This window comes from Pandoraea sp. SD6-2 (assembly GCF_000389825.1).
Classification (GTDB): domain Bacteria; phylum Pseudomonadota; class Gammaproteobacteria; order Burkholderiales; family Burkholderiaceae; genus Pandoraea; species Pandoraea communis.
On sequence record NZ_KB944424.1, the window covers coordinates 93,439 to 117,224 of the forward strand.

Genomic DNA, 23,786 nt, shown 5'->3' on the forward strand with positions numbered 1-23,786 from the left:
CCTCATTCCATAACGATCGTGGCCACCACCAAAACTCCCCGCACCCGCGCGAAAGCGGCCGGCGCCTCCGAAACGCCGGCTGCCGCGAGCACACCGTCAGCCGACTCCACACTCTACGTTCAGTCCGTCGAAAAGGCGATGAAGGTGCTGACTGCGTTCGACGGCTCGAAGCGCCATCTTTCGCTCTCCGAAATTGCCGTGGCCACGGGCCTGGACATTAGTGCGGCGCAGCGCTTCACCTTTACGCTGTCGGCGCTGGGCTATCTGCTCAAAGACCCGCAGAGCAAGAAGTACGAACTCTCGCCGAAGCTGCTGGATTTCACGTATCACTATCTCGTCTCGAACGAACTGGTGAGCCGCGCAGCGCCCTATCTTCAGCAATTGGCGGCAGAGACGGAAGAGGCCACGAACCTGACGGTGCGGCTGGATACGGACATCGTTTTCGTTCTGCGTATCGTGAGCCGCAGCGTATTCAACGCGAACGTCATTGTCGGCTCGCGCCTGCCTGCGTATTGCACGGCGCCGGGGCTGGCGATGCTCGCCACGCTCGACGATGCCGAGATCGACGACATTCTGGCGCGCACCAATCTCGTACAGTTCACCCCCGTCACCCTGACGCAGCCGCGCAGAATCAAGGAGCGGCTCGCACGCATTCGCAAGCAGGGGTATTCGCATACGGAAGACGAGTTCTTCATGGGCGACATTTCGACGGCGGCTGCCGTAGTGAATCAGGACGGCAGGGCCATCGGGGCGATCAACATTGCGGTGCCCCGCGTGCGCTGGAATGCCGAGCGCGACGAGCGGCGCTTTGCCGATCTCGTGATTCAGACGGCGGGCGCGTTGTCGGCGCGGCGTCGACAGGAAATGTAAGGGAAGCGGGCGCGCCGGCAGGTGGTCGGCCAGACGGCCGGTTGCCCTCTCAAAATGGCGTGCTAAAATCCCGCCCCATGGGTATGGAGCAAGGCTGAGTTCCGGGAATTCCGGCATCGCGCGTAGCGGCACGCAACCCACAGTGCCGTAGGGACGACGCGTGATCAGGCACGATGTGCCGGATATCTCTCTGAGAAACCGATGGCCGGACCGGGGCGGCCAGACGGTGCGCCGCATACGGTGCGCAAGCCGCTGCCAGACTTTCCAACCCGAATATCGAACCGTTGATCTCTCAGACCGGTTTCATTTCCCCGTACTTCAAATTGCGCATCGCGTTCCGGGCGGTCATGCCCGAGGATTTGTGGCGCGTACGGGAGACGGAGCCATGGCTCTTGGTTTGTCATTGCCGACGCTGGATCTGCCGACATTACAGTTCGTGACTTTCCTGTTGAGCATTGCGACAGGCATCCTGTTCATGCTCGACGCTTTGCGTCGCGACGAAGCCGAGTCTCCGCGCTGGTGGAGTCTGGCTTTCCTGCTCGCGACGTTCTCGCCCATTCTCTATTTGCTTGCTGCACGAAGCCCCCGGCTCGCGGTGCTCTATCCGCTGGGCAATGCCGTGGCGACGCTCGCGTTCGCGATGGTATGGAGCGGTGCGCGACGTTTCTATGCGCGCAGCGTGCAATGGGTTACGGTGTTTGGCGGTCCGGCGGTGCTGTTGTGGGGGACATGGTTGTTCGCCCGGCCGCTCGATGCCTGGAGCGGCGGTGTACTGTTCTTCTCCCTGCTGGCGTTCTACAGCCTGATGGCGGCGAAGGAGTTCTGGCAGGCCTCGGGATTACGGCTGCCGAGCAGCATCGTGTTGGCGGTGGTTGCCGTGTTGCACGGATCTTTCTATGCGGTGCGCGCGGTGGCGCTGGTGTGGCTCGGTCCGGGCGATCCGCAGTTTCTGATGTGGTTCGGCCCGCAGGTGTCGACGACGGAAATGCTGGTGCTGATCGTGGTGGCGAGCTTCCTGATGGTCTCGCTGGGCAAGGAGCGCTCGGAAATCGCACTGCACCGCGCCGCCACGCGCGATGGCCTGACGCAGGCGTTCAACCGCCTTGAGTTCACGCGCCTTGCGCGCGAGCAGATGCGCCGGCATAGCGCGGCACGCGCGCCGGTGGCCTTGCTGCTGCTCGATCTGGACCACTTCAAACGCATCAACGATACGTACGGGCATCCGTTTGGCGACACGGTGCTGTTGCTGTTCGCCCGCACGGCGTCGCAACAACTGCGCTCGGACGATATTTTCGGACGCTACGGCGGCGAGGAGTTCGCGCTATTCCTGCCTGGCGTGGGCGCGCCCGAGGCTCAGACGATCGCCGAACGTGTGCGGGAAGCCTTCGAGCGAGCCGGCCGCATGGTGCAGGGGGAAACGGTCGCCGCGACCGTGAGTATCGGGATCGCCTGCGACGAGCGCTCACGCGGGGAATTGTCGTCGCTGGTGCAGCGGGCAGATCGCGCGCTCTATCAGGCCAAGGCGGCTGGCCGGAATCGCTGCGTGCGATACACGCCGGAGACGGCCATGCCAGCCACAGATTCTCGCGCCGAAGTGCAGGCATTGCGCGCCGCGGCAGGCGGGTGACGCACTTTCGACCATCGGGCCGGCGTTCGCGTTCGCGGCGCGGGCCCACATGCCGTTAGTGGCCGAACGTGAAGCTCACACCTCCCAGGATCTGCCATCTGGGCACGCTGCCAGAGTGCACCACCGAGTATTGCGGTTCGAGGAACGCGTTGACGATCGTGGTACCGATCTTCCACGTCTTGCCGGCACCCAGCCCCAGGGGAATGTAGTAGTTGCCGCGCTGCAGATCGAAGGACCAGGTCGCAGTGGAGCGCAGATACCAGCCGTCCGTCAGGTTGTAGATGATGAAAGGCTGGGCCGTAAGCGACTCCACCGTCGGACGATCTCCCTGACCGGCGAACGAATGCTGCCACTGGACCAGCGCACCGAACACGCCGGACTTGTTCGAATGCACGCCGACGGCGGCAAGACCTGCCTGCCATTTCCCCGTCCCCAGGGATTTGTCTGTCGCCGTTGGTATCGTCAGCAACGGGCCGACGCCGAATTGCGTCCCCCCGCCTGCGTCCAGCAGGAAGATGTCGAACAGGTTGATGTCACCGAGTCCGGTCTGGTAGCCGCCCGCCGGATCGGGGCGCGTACTGATCGGCACCGTCGCGCGAAAGATCTGCGGCACAGGCACGAAGCGGTTCGGTCCGAAAGGTATCGTCGGGCGCAAGATAAAGTCGTTCGTGTGCGTATTGGTTCCGAAGATCGACGGCGCGTAAAAGTTCTGGATGTTGAACGCTGGCGCAAGATTGAGCGGATTGTTGCTCTTGTTCGCTTCTTCGACTGTCGTTTGTGCATTTGCCGTCGACATACAAGCCAGCAGCCCCCCGGCCGCGAGACACAGAAGTGATTGCTTCATTGAGGTATTGCACATCGTCATTGTGGCTCCGCGAGTTATCGAATGTTGGTGTCTTTCTTTTGCAAAGGTGCAGGACGAGGGAGGCAATTGAAGGGGCGATATCAGGCCGCAAAAGATCGCGAGGCGATCTCGCCCTGACCTGCTTCGTCCGGTAAGGCTTCGCGCTGCGCCCGGATGTCTTGTCAGCCCGCGGATTCTGCGGCGGCCGCCATATCTGGAGCGCCTCTTTGCCGCATCACGCACGGGTGCGAACGTCGAGGGGCGAAAGTCGAAATTCGATAGTCCGTCAAATACGATGTTTCATTGTTTGAAATCTGACGGTTTTCGATTGATAGGTGAGCGCAAAAGCCAATGGCGTTTGCGGCAAGCGCCAGGCGGGCTGACGCTTACCAGGTCCAGCGCAGCCCGAGCGTCGCGGAGACACTCTGCTGACGCGTGCTGTCGAGCTGTGTGAGATAGGCGAGCGTCGCGTACACGCTGGCGGACTTGTTGAAGCGTCCCGCCACGCCGATGCCGAACTGCGCCGAAGTGCTGTTCGCACTCGTCACGATTGGCGTTGCGCCGCCGAAGACGACACGGCCATCGCTGCCGAAGGCGTGCAGCAGATTGAACAGCAGATAAGGACGCAGCAGGCCGCGCGCGCCGTCGTAGTTGCCCTCCAGACGGGCGCCAAGGCGTGCGAGCCAACTGTTGGTCTTGCCGAACGTCACGCTGGAAATGCCGTCGTTGAGGTCGTTGATCGACTGGTGTTGCCAGATGATCTGCGCCTGTGGCTCAAGGGCTAGCGTCGAGGTGAGGGGAATGGGCCATCCGGTCTCGAGCGAGGCAGACAGCCCCTTGCCATTCACGTCGCGGTTCAGGCCGCTGGCGGGTCGCGTCTGATATTGCAACGCCGATGCGAGCACCACCGCATCGGTGTACGCGCCACCGGGCATCACGTGGGTCCAGTAGACGCCGGCGCTATACATATCGAGTCCGAGCGATCCGGCTTGCGTATCGCGCACGCCGAGCGCGAGGCCCTGCACATCGCCCGACGCGCGGGTCCAGCCGCCCAGAATGCCGACGTGATCGCTGTGCCCGCTATCGGAGCGACCGGCGAAGACGTCGTGCCCGAGCTGCACGCCGCCGATATTGCCGTCGAACTGCGGTGTTACATCGCCTTTGCTGCGCAGTTGCTCCGTTTGTCCCCAGATACGTACCCAACCGTCGGTCAGCCAACCGCGCTCGCTGAGCAATCCTTGTTGTCCCTGCCGTTCGTGGAACGTCCCCAGTTGAGCGAAACCGGCGGTGCGCGCCAGTTCCGGCATGACCGAATACACGGGGACTTCAACGCGGTAGATCGGCACCGGGTCGCTACCCGGCGGCGCCACGGCGGGGCTGCCTGCGGCTGCGACCGGCGCCTCGATCGTTGTGACCGTTGCGCCGGTGACCGGGTCGACGGTGGCGACCGTCGTGCTGGCAGGCACCGTCGAGCGCAGGTACCAGCTCTGCTCGCTGCCCGGCGCCGTGCCGCCTTTGTACAGGTAATACGAGTAGGCGCCTGCACTGACGGGGCCCCTGAGCGTGAAGGCCGATGCGCTCGACGTCGCACCGCCCGTGGCCAGCACCATCGGGATGCCGTTTCCAGTGGTCAATCCGCCGAGCCCGCCCAGATTGTTCACGGCGATGGTGGTGTTGCCGCTTATCGCGCCGCCGGTGATCGTGAGCGGTGCCACGCGCGAATTGTCGCCGCCCAGCACCGTGTCGATGGCGAGCGTTCCGTTCTGGCCCGTGTAGTTGCCAACGAGTGTCAGCGTTGCGTTGCCCGCCCCATCGCCCGGATGAATCGTTCCCTGATTGGTGACATTGCCCGTGAGGGTGCCCGTGCCGGCCAGCGTTGCGCCGGCAGCGATGGACGTTGTTGCGCCGCCGAGGGTGCCTGTCAGATTGAGGATGCCGCTCTGGAGCTGCGCGGACGTGAAGTTGCCGCTGCCGCTCCACGTCCAGTTGTCTCCCTGCGCGAGCAGCGTACCGAAGTTGACGAAAGCGTTGCTCGCCGTACCGGTGCCTTGCAGGATCAACCGGCTGACTGCGCTTGCGCCGCCATCCGCCGTGCCGATGATTTGCGAACCGGTTTGCAGGGTGAGCGTGTTGGCGCGTGCTGCCGGGTTCATGGCGATGGCAGTGCCCGCGTCGCTCTGGATCAGGCCGGCATTGGTGATGGAGATCGTGCCATTGACGGTGCGAACACCGAAGCCCTGCCGGCTGATGATCTGCCCGCCCGCCTGATTCACGATGGACGATACGAACCCCTGGGCGGTGTTCGACACGACGGCGTCGCTGTTCACGCCGCGCGCCTCGATGTAGCCGCTGTTAACGAGGTTGTTGTTGTTGCCTTGCATGAAGACGGTGAACGAACGGTTCGACGCCACGCCGCCAGTCGTGATCAGCGTGCCTGAGTTCGTTACCGTGCTTTGTCCGCCGACGACGCTGATCGCGCGGCTGCCCGAACCGTTGGCGGTGACCGTGCCAGTGTTCACGAACGTGTTGCTCAAGCCCAACCCCGACGCTTGCCCCCACGCGGCCGTCATGCCATAAGCGCTGGGGCCGGACACCGTGATGGTGCCGTTATTGGTCAGCGAGCCATTGTTGCCGTTGATCGCCATGCCGTCGTTTTGTCCGCCGGTGGTGGTAATCACCCCTGTGGACGTATTCACGAGGGTGTTGCCATTGCCGGTGCCGAGCATGGCCGCGCCGCGGCCGGTCGCCGTGGAGCCCGTCAGATTGACGGTGCCGGCATTGGTGATCGTGCTGGAAGTGTCGACGGAGAGGGTGGCGGTGTTCGGCAGCGTCCGCGTCAGCGAAACATTGCTGCCGCCGGTCACGTTCACACTCACGTTGGTGCTGCCCGTCTGTGCGGTGACGCTCGTGTCGTTGCCGGTGCAAGTGACGGTCGTACCACTGGTAGGCGCCGTGTTGTCGCACGCCGCTTTAGCGAGTCCAGGCACGCAAAGCGAGACCGCTAGAATCAGCGGCCGCAAAGGAAGCGGGCAGCGATGAATCGGAACTGGGCGAGACGCAATCTTGAGCGGTGAGGCGTGCATGGCACACTCCCGTGACGATTGGTAATCCCCGTGGCGCTAAATTAGAATGACTTTCTAAAAAAGACAATTGAGAGCATTGCTATATTATTTTCGATGTTGTTTTTTTGAAACGTAACGATGCCTGAATGCCATGACGCCCATGGCCAGACGTTTTTCACGAATTTCCAGGAATTTGAACAACGATATGTTCAATGGGCGACAGCATTTGGCAGGTAATGCGGGCTCGCCATGTATTTCGCGAACAGAATGGTTTTCGCGAAGCGTTTAGTTATTGTATTTAGCGAGAATTCAACACTGTGCCGTCGACTATCAGCAATTCACTGCTTTGGATTTTTGAACCCTTGGAGAACGACGAAACATTTATTCCCCGGAAAATGTTCGGTGCCGATGTCGCCTACGTGCACGGCGTGCAATGCCTGGCCGTCATTGATCGCGACGCCCCGTGGGACGGACTGCTCGTTTGCACGTCGCGCGAGCACCACGCGTCTCTGATGGGCGAAATGCCGGTGTTGCGCCCGCACCCGGTGTTGGGGAAGTGGCTGTATTTGCCGCAAAGCGAGGCCGAGTTCGAGTCCGTCGCGCGGCATCTGACGGCGCGCGTCCTCGCCGGGGACCCTCGCATCGGGGTGGAGCCGAAGCCACGCAAGCCTCGTAAGCCACGCCAACCGGGCAAGCAAGCGGCGCCAGCGCGCCGCGTCAAGCCGTAGCGCCGTAGACGTCATAGAGGATCAGTCGGCCGCCACGTGCACCATCTCCTCTACTTCGCCGGGCGTCTTCTTCTTCACGCGGATGAAGAGCAGCAGTGGCATGACGACGAGCGTGAGCGCCATCATGAGTCTGAAATCGTTCAGATAGGCGATCATCGCGGCTTGCCGGGTGACTTCGGCGTTGAGCGCGGCCATCGCCGCCGCGCCATACGTCTGCGCATAACTCTCGACGCCTTGCGTGAACGGTGTGATGTACTCGGAGAGCGAGGCGTGATTGACCTGTGTGTTCTGCGTGAGCAGCGTCTGTACGACCGAGATGCCGATACTGCTGCCGATATTGCGTGAGAGGCTGTAAATGGCCGCGCCGTCGGCGCGCAGCGTGCCAGGCAGTGTGGCGAACGTGACCGTGGTAAGCGGCACGAAGACGAAGCCAAGCCCGAAACCCTGAATGACCCCTGGCCAGACGATATCCGACGGACGCAGCGTGAGCGAGTACCCGGCCATCAGATACAGCGAATAGGCGGTCAGCGCGAAGCCGAAGCCGAGCAGATAGCGAACGTCGACCTTGCCGACCATCCGTCCGACGATCAGCATGGCGGCCATGGTGCCTGCGCCGGAGGGCGCGGTGACCAGCCCGGTGAGAATCGCGGGGTAGCCGAACAGGCTTTGCAGCATCGGCGGTAGCAAAGCGCGCGTGGCGTAAAGGATGATGCCGACCACGAAGATATAGATAACGCCCGTGTTGAAATTCCGGTCGCGCAGCAATGCCCGGTCGAAGAACGAATGCTCGCCGGCCGTCCATGTGTGGACGATGAAGTACGCGAAGCAGACGATGGCGCCGAGCATCTCCAGCCAGATTTCCGTGGCGTTCAGCCAATCCTGTTGCTCGCCCCGGTCAAGCAGCAATTGCAACAGGCCGATGGCCAGACTCAGGGTGACGAAGCCCAGCACATCGAACTTACCGGCTTTCTGCTCCGGCGGCTCTTTCAGATAGGCGGCAATGCCAAGGAAGGCGATCAGGCCGATGGGCAGGTTGATGTAAAACACCCAGCGCCAGTTATAGCTGTCTGTAAGCCAGCCGCCGAGCGACGGTCCAAGAATCGGCCCGACCATCACGCCCATGCCGAAGATCGCCATCGCCGAGCCGTGCTTGTGCGGCGGGTTGATGTCGAGCATGGTCGCCTGCGAAAGCGGCACAAGCGCCGCGCCGCAAATTCCCTGGAACAGACGCGCCGCCACGATCTCTGTGAGCGATTGCGCCATGCCGCACAGGGCCGAAGCAATCGTGAAGCCCGCGACCGACCACAGGAAGACACGCCGGCGTCCGAAGCGGGCGCAAAGCGTGCCGGTGAGCGGCGTCGCGATGGCGGCCGCCACGATATAGGACGTCAGCACCCACGTAATCGAGTCCTGCGAGGCCGAAAGACTACCCTGCATATGAGGCAGGGCCACGTTGGCAATGGTGCTGTCGAGGGTCTGCAAGACCGTCGCGAGCATGACAGACACACTGACGAGCGCGCGGTGCTTGCCCGGATCGTCAGCCTTTTGCGGGGATGACACGGTAATTCCTCTGGTCGATCGTTGTTTTTGTCGTTATGACGATGCGAAGGGGTCTGTCTTCGCACGCGTGGCCTCCTGCACCCTGCGGCTTACTCCGGCTCGGCCTCCTCGGAATGGCGCGCCGGGGCCGGACATTCGGCTTCGGCACGCGTGAGGTTCGTCAGCACCTTGCCCAGCAATCGCGACAACTCGGCACGCTCGGCCGGTGTGAGGTCGGCCAGCGCCTCGCGCTCCGCCACATTGGCGAACGCGACGATCGTGTCGATCTTCGCCTCCGAAGCCTCTGTCAGGTAAAGCAGGTGCGCGCGTTTGTCGTTCGGGTCGCGCTCGCGACGTACGAGGCCCTTTTCCCCGAGCCGGTCCAGCAGTCTGACGAGTGCCATCGGCGTCAACTCCATGCGTTCGGCCAGTTCTGCCTGCGTCTGCACGCCATAGCGATGCAGCATCACCAGCACGCGGCATTGCGCCCGGGTGAGATCGAAGTTCCCGCGAGCGCGCCGGTCGAACAGGCGCGAGTGAACGCGCGCGACGTCATGCACCAGCGTGCCGAAACGGGACGACCAATCGATCTTCGACATGTCGTAGCCAAAAAAAGCCGGCGCAGCGATTGAGCGGCTCCGGCTGTATCAGATAGTAAACACGTTTAGTATTTTGCCAGAGTCTCTCTTAATGCGGCAACTGTAGTAAATAGGTGACACCCATGCCGCAGCAACTGGCCGGTCAAACGGGGGAGGGGTGGTTCTATACGGTGTGACGAGGGTTCCCTGGGTGGTTGGCGCAACGGGAGGCCGGGTGGGCGCGAGACGCTTAGGAAACCGCAAAAAGCCAAGAGAAATAAGCACTTGACACTTCGCCTCGGCGGATCAAGAAAGGAATGGTGCGATGCATCGGGGAGATTGCCCGAGCGTGGCACCAGCCTTTTTTTGACCTTAAGGAGTGTCAATCATGTTTGATCTTTCACAAGCTTCAGATGTCCTTTCCATCGCCGGAACCGACCGGCCGGCCGGTAATGTTCGTACGCCGCCGCCGGCCGCCGCGCGCTCGCCGGTTTCCGATCTCAGTGCGATGCGTGAAGAGCGACTGCCCTTCATCGTCACCATCGCGGGGGACGAAGCGACATTACGCGACGCGGCGGCCATGCGTCAGGCCGCGTACGGACGTCATCTCCCCGAACTCGCTGCCACATTGAGCGAGCCGGAGGCCAGCGATCGCGAGCCGGGCTCCATCGTGCTCGTGGCCCGCGCAAGGCTCGACGGCGCTGTGCTTGGAACGATGCGCATTCAGACCAACCGTTATCAGTCGCTGCATCTGGAGGACTCGGCGCCATTGCCGTCGTGGTTGGGCAACGCGGCGCTGGCTGAGGCGACACGTCTCGGCGTGGTGGCCGGGCCGGTAGGGCGCGTTGTCAAGACGGCGCTGTTCAAGGCGTTCTACCAGTATTGCGTGCTCTCCAACATCGACTGGATGGTGATTACGGCGCGGCCGCCATTGCATCGGCAGTACGAAGCACTGATGTTCGTCGACGTGTTTCCGGGGCAAGACCTGATTCCGATGGCGCACGTGGGCGGCATCGGGCATCGCGTGCTGGCGCTGGACGTGGCGCAGGCCCGCACGCGCTGGCAGGCGGCGGGGCATCCGCTGTTTGCCTACATGTGCCTGACACATCACCCGGACTTGCGGCTGGGGGGGCCGGGCGATGAGGGGGATATACGGGGTGCACTGCCGGGTGAAGCCAGTATTGACGCGCATCTGCGGGATTTATCTTTTGGTGCCGACGAGGTACGATGCGTAGCATCAGGCTTTAGCCTGACGGTGTAATGCCGTTATTCGAACTAACGTTATCCCGTCGTGCGCAGGCAGCGATTTTTGCGGCGACGGCGGTAACGCGCAGGACGGGCGAGAGACACCTGACCGTGCGGGCCGGAACACCGGCCGCACGGGACAGGGCCGGCCCGGCCGGCAAGGTGAGCCGAAATGCACGCCTTGTCCGGAAATCAAGGCGGGGGCGACCAACGAGATAAGGGCACAAGAGTCATATGGCGGGGGAACTCGGCAACGAGCGTGACGATCACGGCCGCACCAAGAACGATTTCGGCGATGAATTGGCCGAACTCACTGGCACGCGGCGCCGTTGGCGCGTTACTGCGCGAGTCGACGAACTTTTTCGCAGTATTTCCCTGTACGCCGTTCCTGCGGCAATCATGTTGCTCTCGGGCATCGTGCTGATGTTCCAGGAGAGCCAGTACGCCGTGCGCGGCGCTACGCCGTTGAGCTTCCAGGCGCAGGGGGATGTTCCCGCAACGTTCGGTCCGCCGCTGGTGCAGGGCTCGCTCGAGCGTGCGCCGGTCGTTCAGCAATTCAGTACACATCTGTCCGAGGCGCCGGTCTGGTTTCGTGTAACCGTACCGGAGGTGGGCGACGAGCAGAACACCGTCCTCGAATTCCCTTCGCGTCATGCGCAAACGCTTGCCTGTTGGCGCAATCCCGACGCAGCGGCCATCGGCCGCGCGGATCGAAGCGGGGTCAGCGGGGCGATCCAGGTGTCGAAGGCGGGCTTTGCCATCGACCTCGGGCATCTCGTCGCGCCCGTGACGCTCCTTTGCGAGGGCACGTTCTCGGGGCCGGCTCATCTTTCGCTGGTTGCCTGGCCGGCGTCTCAATTGCGCATCTCCGAAAGGGAGTTCCACCGCAGCAATGGCCTGCTCGAAGGCGGCCTGCTCACGCTCTCGGCATTCGTGCTGGTCACCGCCATCATCAATAAAGAATGGCTTTATGTGCTCTTTGCAGCATGGTTGGTCGGTAATCTGCGGCTCGCGGCGAACTCGCTCGGCGCGGACACACAGTGGCTGGAACGCGCCATTCCGACCGACTGGGACGCCCTGGTGCGCAAAGCGACATTCGCCATTTACTACGTGCTCACCTATTCGCTTTTCACTCAGCTATTCAAGCGGGAACTGCGCCTTGTCGGCTTCCGATGGATGGTGATGGTGCTGCAATGGGCCGGTGTGGTGCTGTGCTGTGCAGCGATTGCCTTGCCGTATGCGCACTTCATCCCGGTGCTCTGGATGGTCGCTGCGCTGGGCATCGGAATCGTCCTGGTGCTGCTCGCTCGCATTCTCGTGCTGACGCGCTCGCGCGTCGCCATCTGGTATAGCGCCTCGTTGGCTATCGTTCTATTTGCCACGTTTTCCGAAGTGATCGCCGCCGCGTTCAATGCGCGTGCGTTGTCGTCCGCACTGAACAGTGTGACGGCGGCGCTGTTTTCGAGCCTCATGGCGGCGCTGGCGATTGCCGAGCAGATGCGGGTGGAGCATCAGGGCAAACTCGAAGCGCAGGCTGAACTTCGCAATGCCTACGATGTGACGCCTGTCGGCCTTTTCACGCTCAACGATCAGGGCGTTTTCGTTCGGGGGAACGCCGCGTTGCACACGATGCTGGGCATTCCCAACACCGAAGGGCGGGCGTTCCGGTGGGATCAGTTCTTCGGCCAGAACACATGGCGCATGCTGCTCGACGTCGCCCAGCACAGCGAAGAATCGGAACTCGAAATCCTCTCGCTGCCGCGCGACGATGGCCGCACGAGCCGCTACCTCGTGAAGGCGATCTTCGCCAGCGGACGAATCGAAGGCTCGCTTCAGGACATCACCGAGCGGGCTCGCACGATGGAGCAACTCCGTTATCTGGCGGAGAACGACCCGCTTACGGGGGTATCGAACCGGCGTGGTATCGAGAAGTCGCTCGCCGAGGCGATCCGGACGTTGTCCGATGCGCGGCCGGCAGCGCTGGCGTATCTGGATCTCGACCGCTTCAAGCTCGTCAACGACCTGTTCGGTCACGCGGCGGGGGATGAAGTGCTGCGTCAGGCATGCGATCGCATGCGCGCGCGGCTGTCGGCGGATCAGAGCGTGGGACGCACCGGTGGCGACGAGTTCATCGTTGTCTTTCGCGATGCAACGATCAAGGAAGCCGCCGCAGTGGCGCGCCGGCTGGTCGACGCGATTTCCGGTGAGCCTTACCAGATCGGGGATCGCGCATTTCAGGTACGTGCGTCGGCCGGGGTGATCGAGCTGACGGCCGACATGCGGGTGCCGGACGCGATTTCGTCCGCCGACCGCGCCTGCCGCGAAGCGAAGAAGGGCCGCCGCGAACTGGTCGTCTATGAGCGCGGCGCTGCGGCATTCCGCGAGCGGTTGGCCGAGTTGCGGCTCATCGACGCACTCGATGCCGGACTCACGCCCAACACGCTGTTCCTCGAAATGCAACCGATCATGGAGATGGCGTCGCCCGGCGAGTCGCTCAACTTCGAGGTGCTGGTGCGCATGCGGGATTCGGACGGCAATATCGTGCCGGCCTCGCGCATCATCGGTGCGGCCGAGGAGAACGGCAGTATCGGCATGATCGACAAATGGGTGCTCACGAACACGCTTACCTGGATCGATCAGCATCGCGAGCAGCTCTCGAAGACACGGTTCGTGTGTGTGAATCTCTCGGGGGCATCGCTCAACGATGAGCATTTCGTGCGGGATATCTTTGCGACGCTGGCGGCCCACGAGCGCGCCGTCGGTTTGCTGTGTATCGAAATCACGGAAACCGTCGCGCTTCACGATCTCGACAATACGCGCCGTTTTGTCGACAGGATTCATCAATTGGGCGGGCGCATCGCGCTCGACGATTTCGGCGCGGGGTTCAGTTCGTTTTCCTATCTGAAAGATCTCGCCGTCGATGCGATCAAAATCGACGGGGCCTTCGTCAAGAGCATGGCGGCGCACCCGGCCAATCTGGCGATCGTCGAAGCGATTGTGGCGCTGGCGAAGAATCTGGGAATTCGCAGCGTGGCGGAGTGGGTGGAGGATGCCGCGACGCTCGAAGCGCTGTCCGAACTCGGCGTCGATTATGTGCAGGGTTTCCTGATTGCCCGCCCGCAGACCCCCGAAGCGATTCTCGCCGCCGATTCCGCGGCAAGTTTTGTTCGTGATCCTCAATTGGCGTCGTTGCTGGTCGACTTGGGGCAGGCCTTTTACTCGCCCCCAAGCGGTCGTTCGGCACTGCACTGAACCGCCGGCCGGGTTCACGGCGGCATGCCAACGACCCGGCAAAAGCCACATCAATCGACGATCGGGGCTGTGCATTGTCTGCATTTGCCACAATGCTTCGTTTCTCGCCGGACTTCGTTTCATCCCCTGTCTTCCCGTGCGCGATGCGCTCGAAACCCGCATGAATAGGGCGTTTCGACGTCAGGCACTTTCTTTTTTTGCGTCATCGAGACGTAACTCGACGTAAGAATTCCAATTGGAATAAATGCTGTCCTTGGCGAAGCCGAGGTGGCAGAATTGGTTTGTCGACGTGATGGAGCCATGCCTCCATTCGCCGGTGGGTCGTTTCCGCGTCTTGGGGAAAATCGCGGAGTTCGATATAGCTCGCCGGCGCTCGGTAAGGACAGACACGCGACATGAACGGGGTTAGGGCCGCACGTATCCACAAGGTGCGCTCGGCGCAATCAGATAGCCTAACCAGAACAACGACAATGATTTCGACGCTTCTCAAACTCGTGTACCGTCACAGCCATACGGCGACGTGGCGGCACAACGAACGGTTGTGGCCGCATGCAGGTGTCGAGCGCGACGCCATGGGTGTCATCGAACGCTTTACCTGGCGCGGACGTCATGTGCCGCTTGCCCGGCGCACCGAATTGCAGCGCCTGCGCCGGTTGCCTTGCCACATCGTCGCCAGCGGGCCTTCGGTCGCGGACATCGATTACGACGCGCTGCCGATGCATCACGTCATGGGTGTGAACGGCGCCATTGCGCTGGCCGACGCCGCGCCGGTCAAATTCAACTTCTATTGCATTCTCGACGCCGGTTTCGTGCGCCAGCGCCCGGATCTGGCGCGTCGTATCGTGGCGCACGATCTGGTGTTGTTCGTCACGCCGGTGGTACTCGCGCGTTTGCTGGAGATGTTCCCGATGTCGGCTTTCGGCTGCCGGTTCTACCTCGTGGACGACATCTTCAAGCGCGCAATGGAAGCCGCCAGCACGCCCGAGGCATTGCGAGCGAACCCGCGAGTCGCCGCCAGCGCTGCATTTCTGGGGGCAAACAGCCGGATGGGATTCAGCTTCGACATCGATAACGGGTTTTTCCATGGCGGCACCGTGGCGTATTTGGCGCTTCAGGTCGCCACCTGGCTAGGCTTTACCCAGATGTACCTTCATGGTGTGGATTTGCGTGCCGCTTCGCAGACACCGCGCTTTTACGAGACGATGCAGACCCGTGCACCGACGCGGCTGGATGCCGAGTTTGCCAGCCTGATCGAGCCGTCGTTCCGTCATGCGGCCGAGGTTTTGCGGGCACGCGGTGTGCGTGTCGAGAACCTGTCGCGCGCCAGCGCGCTGGGCGACGATATCTTCGAGAAGGTCGACTGGCGTTCGCTTCGCCGCCGAAACCTGAGCCTCGTCGTGCCGGACAACGCCGAGCAGGCAGCCTCTGTTGGGAGCCTTGTCGTCGAGGCGTCGCTGGCGCCACGTCCGACGGGCACGCACGGCCACGCCTGATTCGCCGCCCGGGAGCGAAAGACCCTGCCGGCAGGCCCGCCACACGGTGGTCTACCTGCTACAATCGCACTCCGGGTTTTCCTGAAGCATGAGCGATTATGGGGTTTGGCTGGTTCGGACTGTCGACGTTTTGGTTGCTGGCATTGTGCTGGCCTGGCGTACGGGGTCTGCTTGGCGGTGAGATACGAATCTTCGGCCCCGGCACACTCCGTATGTTGCTCGGCGTGCCGCTCGCGATGGTGTCGAGCGCCACGCTTGCCGCGCTGACGGGTGACAACATCACTGCCGGCGGCAGCGTCGGCCAATCCCTCTCTCACGCGCTGCACGTCGCGCTGGGCGGCACGCTTGCGATGGCCGTCGCAGGCGTCGTTCTCCTCTTTTCGCTTCCGCTGGTCTTCGGAACCACCTGGTGGGGGATGTTCTCGCGCGGCAAACCTGCCGATGACGATGCTGACGAGCCCACCTACGAATCGCGCTTCGACGGCGGCGGACGTGAGCCCGCGAGGGGGCTGTCACAGATGTCGTTGGACACGAGCGAACGCGGCGAGCGCTTCACGCCCACGCTTGGGCAAGGGCATCACAACGTCGGCAGCCTGACGGAAGAACCGGTGCCGCGTCGCCGTGGTCTCGCGGCGCAACCGCGCTGGAAGCTCTCGGACGAGGAACGTGCACGTCTCGATGCCATGCAACCGCCGCCGTTGACGGCACGCGGTGCACCGCGCACGGAGCCCTCGTTTGCGAGTGGCGCGGGAAGTCGTCCGGCAGGCAAGGGCACTTCGGTGGGGCGAGCAGGTGCGGGCGCCGCCGCGACGGTGGCCGCCACTGCGGCGGGGAGTGCGGCGGCTGGGGTACGCCCTGTCTTGCCGCGCGGCGCTTACGCGTCCGGTCCGAGCCGTGGCGATACGCTGCGCATGACCGAGTTCGTACGTGCCGAGCCGGGCCTGCCGTCCCGTGAGACGCGCGGGACATCGCAGGCGGGTCCGCGACCCGCACCCATGCCGTCCAGGGCTCCGGTGACATCTGCATCGTCGGCTGCGCCCCTCGATCCGCTGCACTCGACGTCGATTCCCGGCGCGACGGGCTATCGCCGTCCCGTGGGCATGGCACCGGCGCATTTGCGCGGCACGATTGTGCATAGCCCCTTCCGCAAGCCGCAACTCGGGCTCGAAGATATTCCACCGCGTGGCGCTCCACCTGTCGTGCCGGCCTCGAAGGGGGCTAACGTGTCCGCCGTCAATCGCACCTCTGCCGACGCTGCCGCACCGATGAGCCCGCCTGCGGCACCTACGTCGCCAGCACCGTCTGCCGCGCCGCCGGGCGATGCTGCAAGTCCCGACGCGCCGATGATCCGTGGCGCCGCGCTGTGGTCTGCGAGCGATGCGGCGACACCGCTGTCCGCCGGACTCTCTGAATTCTCGCCCGTCGATCTGTCGGCAAAAGACGTTGACGTCGCGCCTGAGGAAGTGTTGCCGGCCGGTCCGACGCCGGAAATGCTCGCGCAGCAAGAGGCGGCGCGCGCTGCTGAGCAGGCGCGCATCGCTGCCCTCGCGGCGTTGCGCGACGAGGCGCAAGCCTTGCTGCGCGATTTACGTCTATGGTCCGCTTCCGATTCGCCCGATGCGGTGAATGTCCCCACGCCGGCACCGGTGATGCCTGCGACCGCTGCCGATCATCAGGAAGGTGCCGCCGTGAGCGATAAGCGTGTTGCGGACGGAGCGATGGACGCCAGCGCACCTGCCGAGGCTCCCGTCGCCATTGCCGAGGCACAGCCTGCACGGGATATCGCGGACGAACTGCAACCGGCGGCACGGCTCGCGGACACGACCGGTGCGGCACTCGTCGAGCCGATCTCGATGCCTGCCTCGGTGGCTGCCGCATCACCGCGCCCATTTATTTTTGCAGATGTTCTGGCGAGTGTCGAAGTGCCCGATGTGCCCGATGCGCCGATCCATGCGTCGCTCAATGCGCCGGTCGCCGAGCCGTCCGAGGTGTCGGCAGATCAGGCGGACGCCTCTCTGCCCGTCGATGCACCGGCCACTGCGCAGACGCTGGAACCGTCGTCGAAACCCCATTACGTCTTGCGTGCCGATGGCACTTGGGCGCGCACTGACGAGGCGTTACAAGCGCACGACGATGCAGCATCTCTCGCACCGACGGCATCCGTATCTTCCGTCGTCGCCGTGCCTGCCATCCCGACGTTCGCAGCATCGGCGCCGTTCGCCGTGACGCGTCCGACTGAGCCGCCAGCCGCCAGCTTCTCGGCCGATACGCCGTACGCATTGCCGGCCCCGCGCATTGCCATCGATTACGATCTGCCATCGCTCGATCTTTTGTCGCCTGCGACTGCGCAGGACGTCGCCAACGTCGTCTCCGACGAGGCACTCGCCGCAGTGGGGCAGTTGATCGAGCAGCGGCTGGCCGAATTCAAGGTGCCGGTGACGGTCGTTGGCGCATCGGCGGGGCCGGTGATCACGCGCTTCGAAGTCGAACCGGCGGTGGGGGTGCGCGGCGCGCAGGTGGTCGGTCTCATGAAGGATCTGGCGCGTGCGCTGGGCGTGAGTTCGATCCGTGTGGTCGAAACGATTCCGGGCAAGACCTGCATGGGGCTGGAACTGCCGAACGCGCGGCGGCAAATGATTCGCCTGTCGGAGATCCTGACGGCCCCGGTGTTCGACACGCATCGCTCGTCCCTTGCGCTTGCCATGGGCAAGGACATCACGGGCGAGCCCGTCGTGGCCGACCTGGCACGCGCACCGCACCTGCTGGTGGCGGGCACGACCGGCTCGGGCAAATCGGTGGCCGTCAACGCGATGATTCTGTCGCTGCTCTACAAGGCGACGCCGGACGACGTGCGGCTCATCATGATCGACCCGAAGATGCTGGAGCTGTCCGTCTATGGCGGCATTCCGCATTTGCTCGCCCCGGTCGTCACCGACATGAAGCAGGCTGCGCATGCCCTGAATTGGTGCGTTGGCGAGATGGAAAAGCGCTACCGCCTGATGTCCGCACTCGGCGTGCGCAATCTGGCCGGCTACAACGAGAAAATCGACGCCGCCCAAGCGGCGGGCAAGAAGGTCAGCAATCCGTTCTCGCTGACCCCCGACGCACCGGAGCCGCTGGACCGTCTGCCGTTCATCGTGGTGGTTATCGACGAGTTGGCGGATCTCATGATGGTCGCGGGCAAGAAGATCGAAGAGCTGATCGCCCGGCTTGCGCAGAAGGCGCGGGCGGCGGGAATTCATCTGATTCTCGCTACCCAGCGGCCTTCGGTCGACGTCATTACGGGCCTCATCAAAGCGAACATTCCGACGCGTGTCGCGTTTCAGGTGTCGTCGAAGATCGATTCGCGCACGATTCTCGACCAGATGGGGGCGGAATCGTTGTTGGGGCAGGGCGATATGCTGTTCCTGCCGCCGGGCACGGGCTATCCGCAGCGCGTGCACGGCGCGTTCGTCGCCGACGACGAGGTGCACCGTGTCGTCCAGCATTGGCAGCAGTACGGCGAGCCCGAATATGACGAAACGATTCTCGCGGGTGACCCGGGCGATGCGGCCTCGGCCGACCTGTTCGGCGAGTCGGCAGGCGATGCCGAGGCCGACCCGCTCTACGACGAGGCGGCGGCATTCGTGCTGAACTCGCGCCGGGCGTCGATCTCGGCGGTGCAACGGCAATTGCGCATCGGCTACAACCGCGCAGCACGCCTCATCGAGCAGATGGAGGCCGCTGGACTGGTCAGCCCGATGGGGCGGAACGGCACACGCGAAGTGGTTGCGCCGGGCGACTAATCGCCGTCGCTTACATCTGCCTTACGACCTGTCTCCCGAGTCGAACTCTTTCGCACTCCGTGCCGATGTCCCGACACGCGCCATACATGGCGCGCGCCGCAAAACCCCTTGAAAACCCGCGTCAAATGGCGATAACGGGGCGCAAACCCGCGCCCCCGTAGGGGTATTCCCGCCTTTGCGGGCGAAACTCAGCGATCACATAATCGGCGCGCTAGGTTAGTCGTTCGAAGCGTGCTTTACGGTATCGCCCTGACACGAATTACAAGACCGGGGCGGTGCGGCGGGAGAGAGACAACTCGTGATTCGCGCATTCCACGGCAGGGCCTGCGGCATCAGGAAATCGCAGCACAAAAGCGTCATATCGAAACGCATCGCACCGAAGGAGACCCTTATGCAATTCCGATTCAAGCTCATGGCCGGCGCTGTCGCGTTCGCCCTGTCCGCCTCGATGGCCGTTGCGGCCGATCCGATCAAGATTGGCGTGTCTGGCCCATTCACCGGCGGCTCATCGTCGATGGGCGTTTCCATGCGTGATGGCGTGCGTCTCGCGGCGTCGGAAATCAACAAGTCGGGCGGTGTGCTGGGCCGTCAGATCTTGCTGGTCGAGCGCGACGAAGAAGCCAAGAACGAACGCGGCGTGCAAGTGGCGCAGGAACTCATCAATAAGGAAAAGGTGGTTGCCACCGTCGGCTACATCAACACCGGTGTGGCACTCGCTTCGCAGCGTTTCTACCAGGACGCCAAGATTCCGGTGTTCAATAACGTGGCCACGGGCACGGTCATTACCGAACAGTTCAAACCGCCCCAGTATCCCGACAACTATGTCTTCCGCAACTCGGCCAAGGATAGTATTCAGGCGCCGATGATCGTGGAAGAAGCCATCACGCGTCGCGGCTTCAAGAAGCCTGCGATTCTCGCGGACTCGACGAACTATGGCCAGCTCGGCCGCGAGGACCTGGAAAAGGCACTCAAGGCGAAGGGCATTACGCCGGTCGCTGTCGAGAAGTTCAACATCAAGGACGTCGACATGACGGCCCAGTTGCTCAAGGCCAAGCAAGCCGGCGCGGACGTAATCCTCACGTACGGTATCGGCCCGGAACTGGCGCAGATTGCCAACGGCATGGGCAAGCTCGGATGGAAGCTGCCGATCGTCGGTAGCTGGACGCTCGCGATGGCGAACTACATCGACAACTCGGGCGCGAACGGCGAGGGCGCCCGTATGCCGCAGACGTTCATTCAGGAACCGAATACGCCCAAGCGCAAGGCGTTCATCGACGCCTATCTGGCCATGTTCAAGCCGAAGAACAATCGCATCGACTCGGCGGTCTCTGCAGCGCAGGGCTACGACTCGATCTACCTGCTGGCCGCGGCCATCAAGCAGGCCGGCAGCACGGACGGCCCGAAGGTGCGTGCAGCACTTGAAGACCTGAAGACGCCGGTGGAAGGCGTGGTCACGACTTACGAGCACCCGTTCACGCATGACGATCACGACGCCATCACCGCCAACATTCCTGTGATCGGCGAAGTGAAGGGCGGCCGTGTCGTGTACGGCTACGACGCGGATCTGAAGGCCGGCAGCAAGGTGCGCGAAAAGGCACCTGCGAAGTAAGCCGCGCTGCCTCCCAACGCAGCATTCCGGTTGCGTTTTGCAGCCATGACAGGTGAACGACGGCGTGCGTCGCTGGTGCCCCGGCCCCCGGCAACGGGGTGTCCGGGCACAGCACGCGCGCCGTCGCCACACCTGGGCCAGACGCCGGCACTCGGGACCGGCGCGAGGCAACCCGCATCGAATGCCTCCCGTGCATCACTCGTAGGCTCGCACTCGCGAGAGAGGACCGCATGACCATCCTGATTCAACTCATCTACAGCGGTATCGCGCTGGGGATGATCTACGCCGTGATCGCCTTCGGTTACCAACTGACGTTCGCGACGTCCGGCACCCTGAACTTCGGCCAAGGCGAAGCGCTGATGCTTGGCGCACTGGTCGGCCTGACCCTGGTCGACACCCTCGGTCTGAACTATTGGCTGATGATCCCCATCGTGTGCCTGTTCGGTCTCGTGCAGGGCGCCTTCGTCGAACGTATCGGCGTGAAGCCCGCCTTGCGGATCAAATCGGAGTTCGGCTGGATCATGTCCACCATTGCGTTGGGCATCATCTTCCGTAACGTCGCGGAAAACGTCTGGGGACGCGACGACCTGAAATTCCCGTCGCCGCTGCCTGAGTCGCCCATCAGCCTGATGGGGGCGAACGTGCTGCCGATGGAACTGCTTGTCGTGGCGGGCGCGCTGCTCATGATGGCCGCTGTCGAATTCTTCAACCGCCGCACGATCTACGGCAAAGCCGTCGTGGCCACGGCCAACGACCGCGACGCCGCCGGACTCATGGGCATCAACACCAGTCTGGTGATTACCTTCTCGTATGCGTTGTCGTCCATGGCGGCAGCCTTCGCAGGTGTGCTCGTGGCGCCGTTGACGCTTACCGGCGCCACGATGGGCGCTGTGCTCGGGCTCAAAGCCTTCGCCGTGGCGATCATCGGCGGGTTGTCGAGCGGCATGGGCGTGCTCGTGGGCGGTGTGATCCTGGGCGTGGCCGAGACGACGACCGCGTTCTACATTTCGACCGGCTACAAAGACGTGCCGGGTCTCGTGCTGTTGCTGCTCGTGCTTGCCGTGAAGCCGGCGGGCCTGTTCGGCAAGACCGCCATCAAGAAGGTGTGACCATGACCGCACAGACCTCTACCGCCCGCAGGGCCGGCGATCTCGGCGGCCTGGGCGTGACCGCGAAGCTGGCGGCAATCGTGGGCGTCGCCGCGCTGTTCGGTTTTCCGATGGCCGTCGGCAATCCGTATTACATCCACATGATCGAGACGATCATGATCTACGCGATCCTGCTCTTCGGGCTGGACATCGTCGTGGGTTACACCGGACAGGTGTCGCTCGGTCACGCAGGCCTGTTCGGCATCGGCGCCTACGTGGCGGGGGTGTTCTTCGCCAAGCTGGGGCTGTCGCTCTGGCTGGCGCTTCCCGCCGCGATTCTCGTCACGGCGGCGTTCGGCGCAGTTCTCGCGCTACCCGCGCTGCGCGTGATCGGTCCGTATCTGGCCATGGTGACGCTGGCTTTCGGCACCATCATCCAGATTCTCATCAACGAGATGGACTTCCTCACGGCGGGGCCACTCGGCATCAAGCTCACGAAGCCGGTCATCGGCGGTCATCCGATCGACGAGGTCGAGTACTACTGGCTCGTCGCCGTCTTGCTGCTGTTGAGCATGCTCGTGGCGCACCGGATTCTGAAGTCGCACCTCGGGCGCGCCTTCGAAGCGCTGCGCGATTCACCGGTGGCGTCGGACTGTATGGGCGTTTCGGTGTATCGCTACAAGGTGTATGCGTTCGTGATCAGCGCCGGTTTTGCCGGTCTCGCGGGCAGTCTCTATGCGTATTCCGAGCAGTACATCTCGCCGAACACGTACAACTTCGAGCTGACGATTCTGTTCCTGCTGGCCGTCATCATGGGCGGACGCAAGACGCGCAGCGGTTCGCTGCTGGGCGCGGCGATCATCGTGTTGCTGCCGCAGTTGCTCGACGACATCAGTATCTTCCGCATCGTCGCCACGATCATCGCAGCGGTGACCACGGTCGTGGCGGTGAGCGCCATTGCACGCGGACGCACCTCGCTTGCCAAGGCGGCCGTGCCGATCGTCGGCACGATTGCACTCGCAGGCGTGACCTGGTGGCGCGACAGCATCACGGACTGGCGTCTGACGATCTTCGGTCTGATGATCTTGTTCGTCGTGTACTACCTGCCGGACGGCATCGTCGGCTTCCTGCGCTCGCGCGTTCTGCATCGCCGCCGCACGCTGACCGTCTCGGCCACGCAGGTCGACGAGGCCGCCGCAAGCGATACCGATCCGGTGCTGGCGGCCGCAGGCAGTGGCCCGGACGAGCTGCTCAAGGTGCGACAGTTGCTTATGCAGTTCGATGGCCTGAAGGCGCTCAATCAGGTGGATCTGACCGTCAAGCGCGGCACGATTCACGGGCTGATTGGCCCGAACGGCTCGGGCAAGAGCACGATGATGAACGTGCTGACGGGCATCTACGTGCCGACGGCCGGCAGCATCGAGTTTGCCGGACAGTCGCTCGCCGGCAGGACGTCGTCGGACATTGCGCTTTCCGGCGTGGCGCGCACCTTCCAGAACGTGCAGCTTTTCGGGGAGATGACGGCGCTCGAAAACGTGCTGGTGGGTCTGCATCACACGTTCGGCTCGACGCTGGTCGATGTCTCGCTGCGTCTGCCGCGTTACAAGCGGGAAGAGGACGGCGCGCGTGCGCGTGCGATGCGGCTGCTCGACTTCGTGGGTCTGTCGTCGCTCGCCGACGAAGAGGCGCGCAACCTGCCGTACGGCAAACAGCGTTTGCTGGAAATTGCCCGAGCGCTGGCGCTCGACCCGCGTCTGCTGTTGCTCGACGAACCGGCCGCCGGTCTCACGGCTCCCGACATTCGTGAATTGCTCGCAATCATTCGCAAGATTCGGGATCACGGCATCACGGTCATTCTGATCGAACACCACATGGACGTGGTGATGAGCACATGCCAGACGGTATCGGTGCTTGATTTCGGACAGAAGATCGCCGAGGGGCTGCCGGCGCAGATTCAGGCCGATCCGAAGGTGATCGAGGCGTATCTGGGCGGCGCCACGACGACGCACTGACGACATTCGCGCACGGGGCGCACGGCGGGGGAAGCCCCGGCGTGCGCACCGCGG

Annotated in this window: 14 protein-coding genes; 10 read left to right on the plus strand and 4 right to left on the minus strand. The window is 63.3% G+C overall.

Annotated features, from left to right (window positions below; all coding sequences use genetic code 11):
- Positions 1-18: 18 nt before the first annotated feature.
- Together C266_RS03145 and C266_RS03150 are read left to right on the plus strand one after the other, a co-directional pair.
- Positions 19-870, plus strand: coding sequence for an IclR family transcriptional regulator (locus tag C266_RS03145; protein WP_144265690.1), 852 nt, complete (start codon positions 19-21; stop codon positions 868-870).
- A 385-nt stretch (positions 871-1,255) separates the two neighbouring features.
- Positions 1,256-2,497 (plus strand): GGDEF domain-containing protein, encoded by a 1,242-nt coding sequence (locus C266_RS03150; protein WP_010807842.1) that lies wholly within the window; start codon positions 1,256-1,258, stop codon positions 2,495-2,497.
- Between the two features lie 55 nt (positions 2,498-2,552).
- Here C266_RS03150 and C266_RS03155 read toward each other — a convergent pair whose 3' ends face one another.
- Both C266_RS03155 and C266_RS03160 read right to left on the minus strand, forming a co-directional pair.
- Positions 2,553-3,341, minus strand: coding sequence for a hypothetical protein (locus C266_RS03155; RefSeq protein ID WP_010807843.1), 789 nt, complete (start codon positions 3,339-3,341; stop codon positions 2,553-2,555).
- Positions 3,342-3,727: 386 nt separating this feature from the next.
- Positions 3,728-6,328 (minus strand): autotransporter outer membrane beta-barrel domain-containing protein, encoded by a 2,601-nt coding sequence (locus C266_RS03160; protein ID WP_246831130.1) that lies wholly within the window; start codon positions 6,326-6,328, stop codon positions 3,728-3,730.
- A 392-nt stretch (positions 6,329-6,720) separates the two neighbouring features.
- On the opposite strand from C266_RS03160, the gene C266_RS03165 reads away from it, so the two are divergent.
- Positions 6,721-7,131, plus strand: a complete 411-nt coding sequence (locus C266_RS03165; RefSeq protein WP_051126113.1) for a hypothetical protein — start codon at positions 6,721-6,723, stop codon at positions 7,129-7,131.
- A gap of 21 nt (positions 7,132-7,152) precedes the next feature.
- Here C266_RS03165 and C266_RS03170 read toward each other — a convergent pair whose 3' ends face one another.
- Both C266_RS03170 and C266_RS03175 read right to left on the minus strand, forming a co-directional pair.
- Positions 7,153-8,697, minus strand: a complete 1,545-nt coding sequence (locus tag C266_RS03170; protein WP_036661240.1) for an MDR family MFS transporter — start codon at positions 8,695-8,697, stop codon at positions 7,153-7,155.
- A gap of 83 nt (positions 8,698-8,780) precedes the next feature.
- Positions 8,781-9,269: a MarR family winged helix-turn-helix transcriptional regulator gene (locus C266_RS03175; RefSeq protein WP_010807847.1), complete on the minus strand. Its 489-nt coding sequence runs from the start codon at positions 9,267-9,269 to the stop codon at positions 8,781-8,783.
- 367 nt (positions 9,270-9,636) lie between these two features.
- On the opposite strand from C266_RS03175, the gene C266_RS03180 reads away from it, so the two are divergent.
- The 7 genes from C266_RS03180 to C266_RS03210 all read left to right on the plus strand — a co-directional run bounded on the left by C266_RS03180 (position 9,637) and on the right by C266_RS03210 (position 23,732).
- On the plus strand, positions 9,637-10,509 hold the full coding sequence (locus C266_RS03180; protein WP_010807848.1) for a hypothetical protein: 873 nt from the start codon (positions 9,637-9,639) through the stop codon (positions 10,507-10,509).
- A gap of 218 nt (positions 10,510-10,727) precedes the next feature.
- A complete protein-coding gene (locus C266_RS03185) occupies positions 10,728-13,745 on the plus strand; it encodes a bifunctional diguanylate cyclase/phosphodiesterase (protein ID WP_010807849.1) in 3,018 nt (1,005 codons plus the stop codon).
- Positions 13,746-14,215: 470 nt separating this feature from the next.
- Positions 14,216-15,238 (plus strand): hypothetical protein, encoded by a 1,023-nt coding sequence (locus C266_RS03190; RefSeq protein WP_010807850.1) that lies wholly within the window; start codon positions 14,216-14,218, stop codon positions 15,236-15,238.
- Between the two features lie 98 nt (positions 15,239-15,336).
- Positions 15,337-19,023, plus strand: coding sequence for a DNA translocase FtsK (locus tag C266_RS03195; RefSeq protein ID WP_010807851.1), 3,687 nt, complete (start codon positions 15,337-15,339; stop codon positions 19,021-19,023).
- Between the two features lie 391 nt (positions 19,024-19,414).
- On the plus strand, positions 19,415-20,632 hold the full coding sequence (locus C266_RS03200) for an ABC transporter substrate-binding protein (RefSeq protein WP_010807852.1): 1,218 nt from the start codon (positions 19,415-19,417) through the stop codon (positions 20,630-20,632).
- Positions 20,633-20,862: 230 nt separating this feature from the next.
- Complete coding sequence (locus tag C266_RS03205) at positions 20,863-21,741, plus strand: branched-chain amino acid ABC transporter permease (RefSeq protein ID WP_010807853.1); 879 nt, start codon at positions 20,863-20,865, stop codon at positions 21,739-21,741.
- 110 nt (positions 21,742-21,851) lie between these two features.
- Positions 21,852-23,732 carry an ATP-binding cassette domain-containing protein gene (locus C266_RS03210; RefSeq protein ID WP_051126121.1) on the plus strand — a complete coding sequence of 627 codons (1,881 nt, stop codon included), beginning with the start codon at positions 21,852-21,854 and terminating at the stop codon, positions 23,730-23,732.
- Positions 23,733-23,786: the final 54 nt, after the last annotated feature.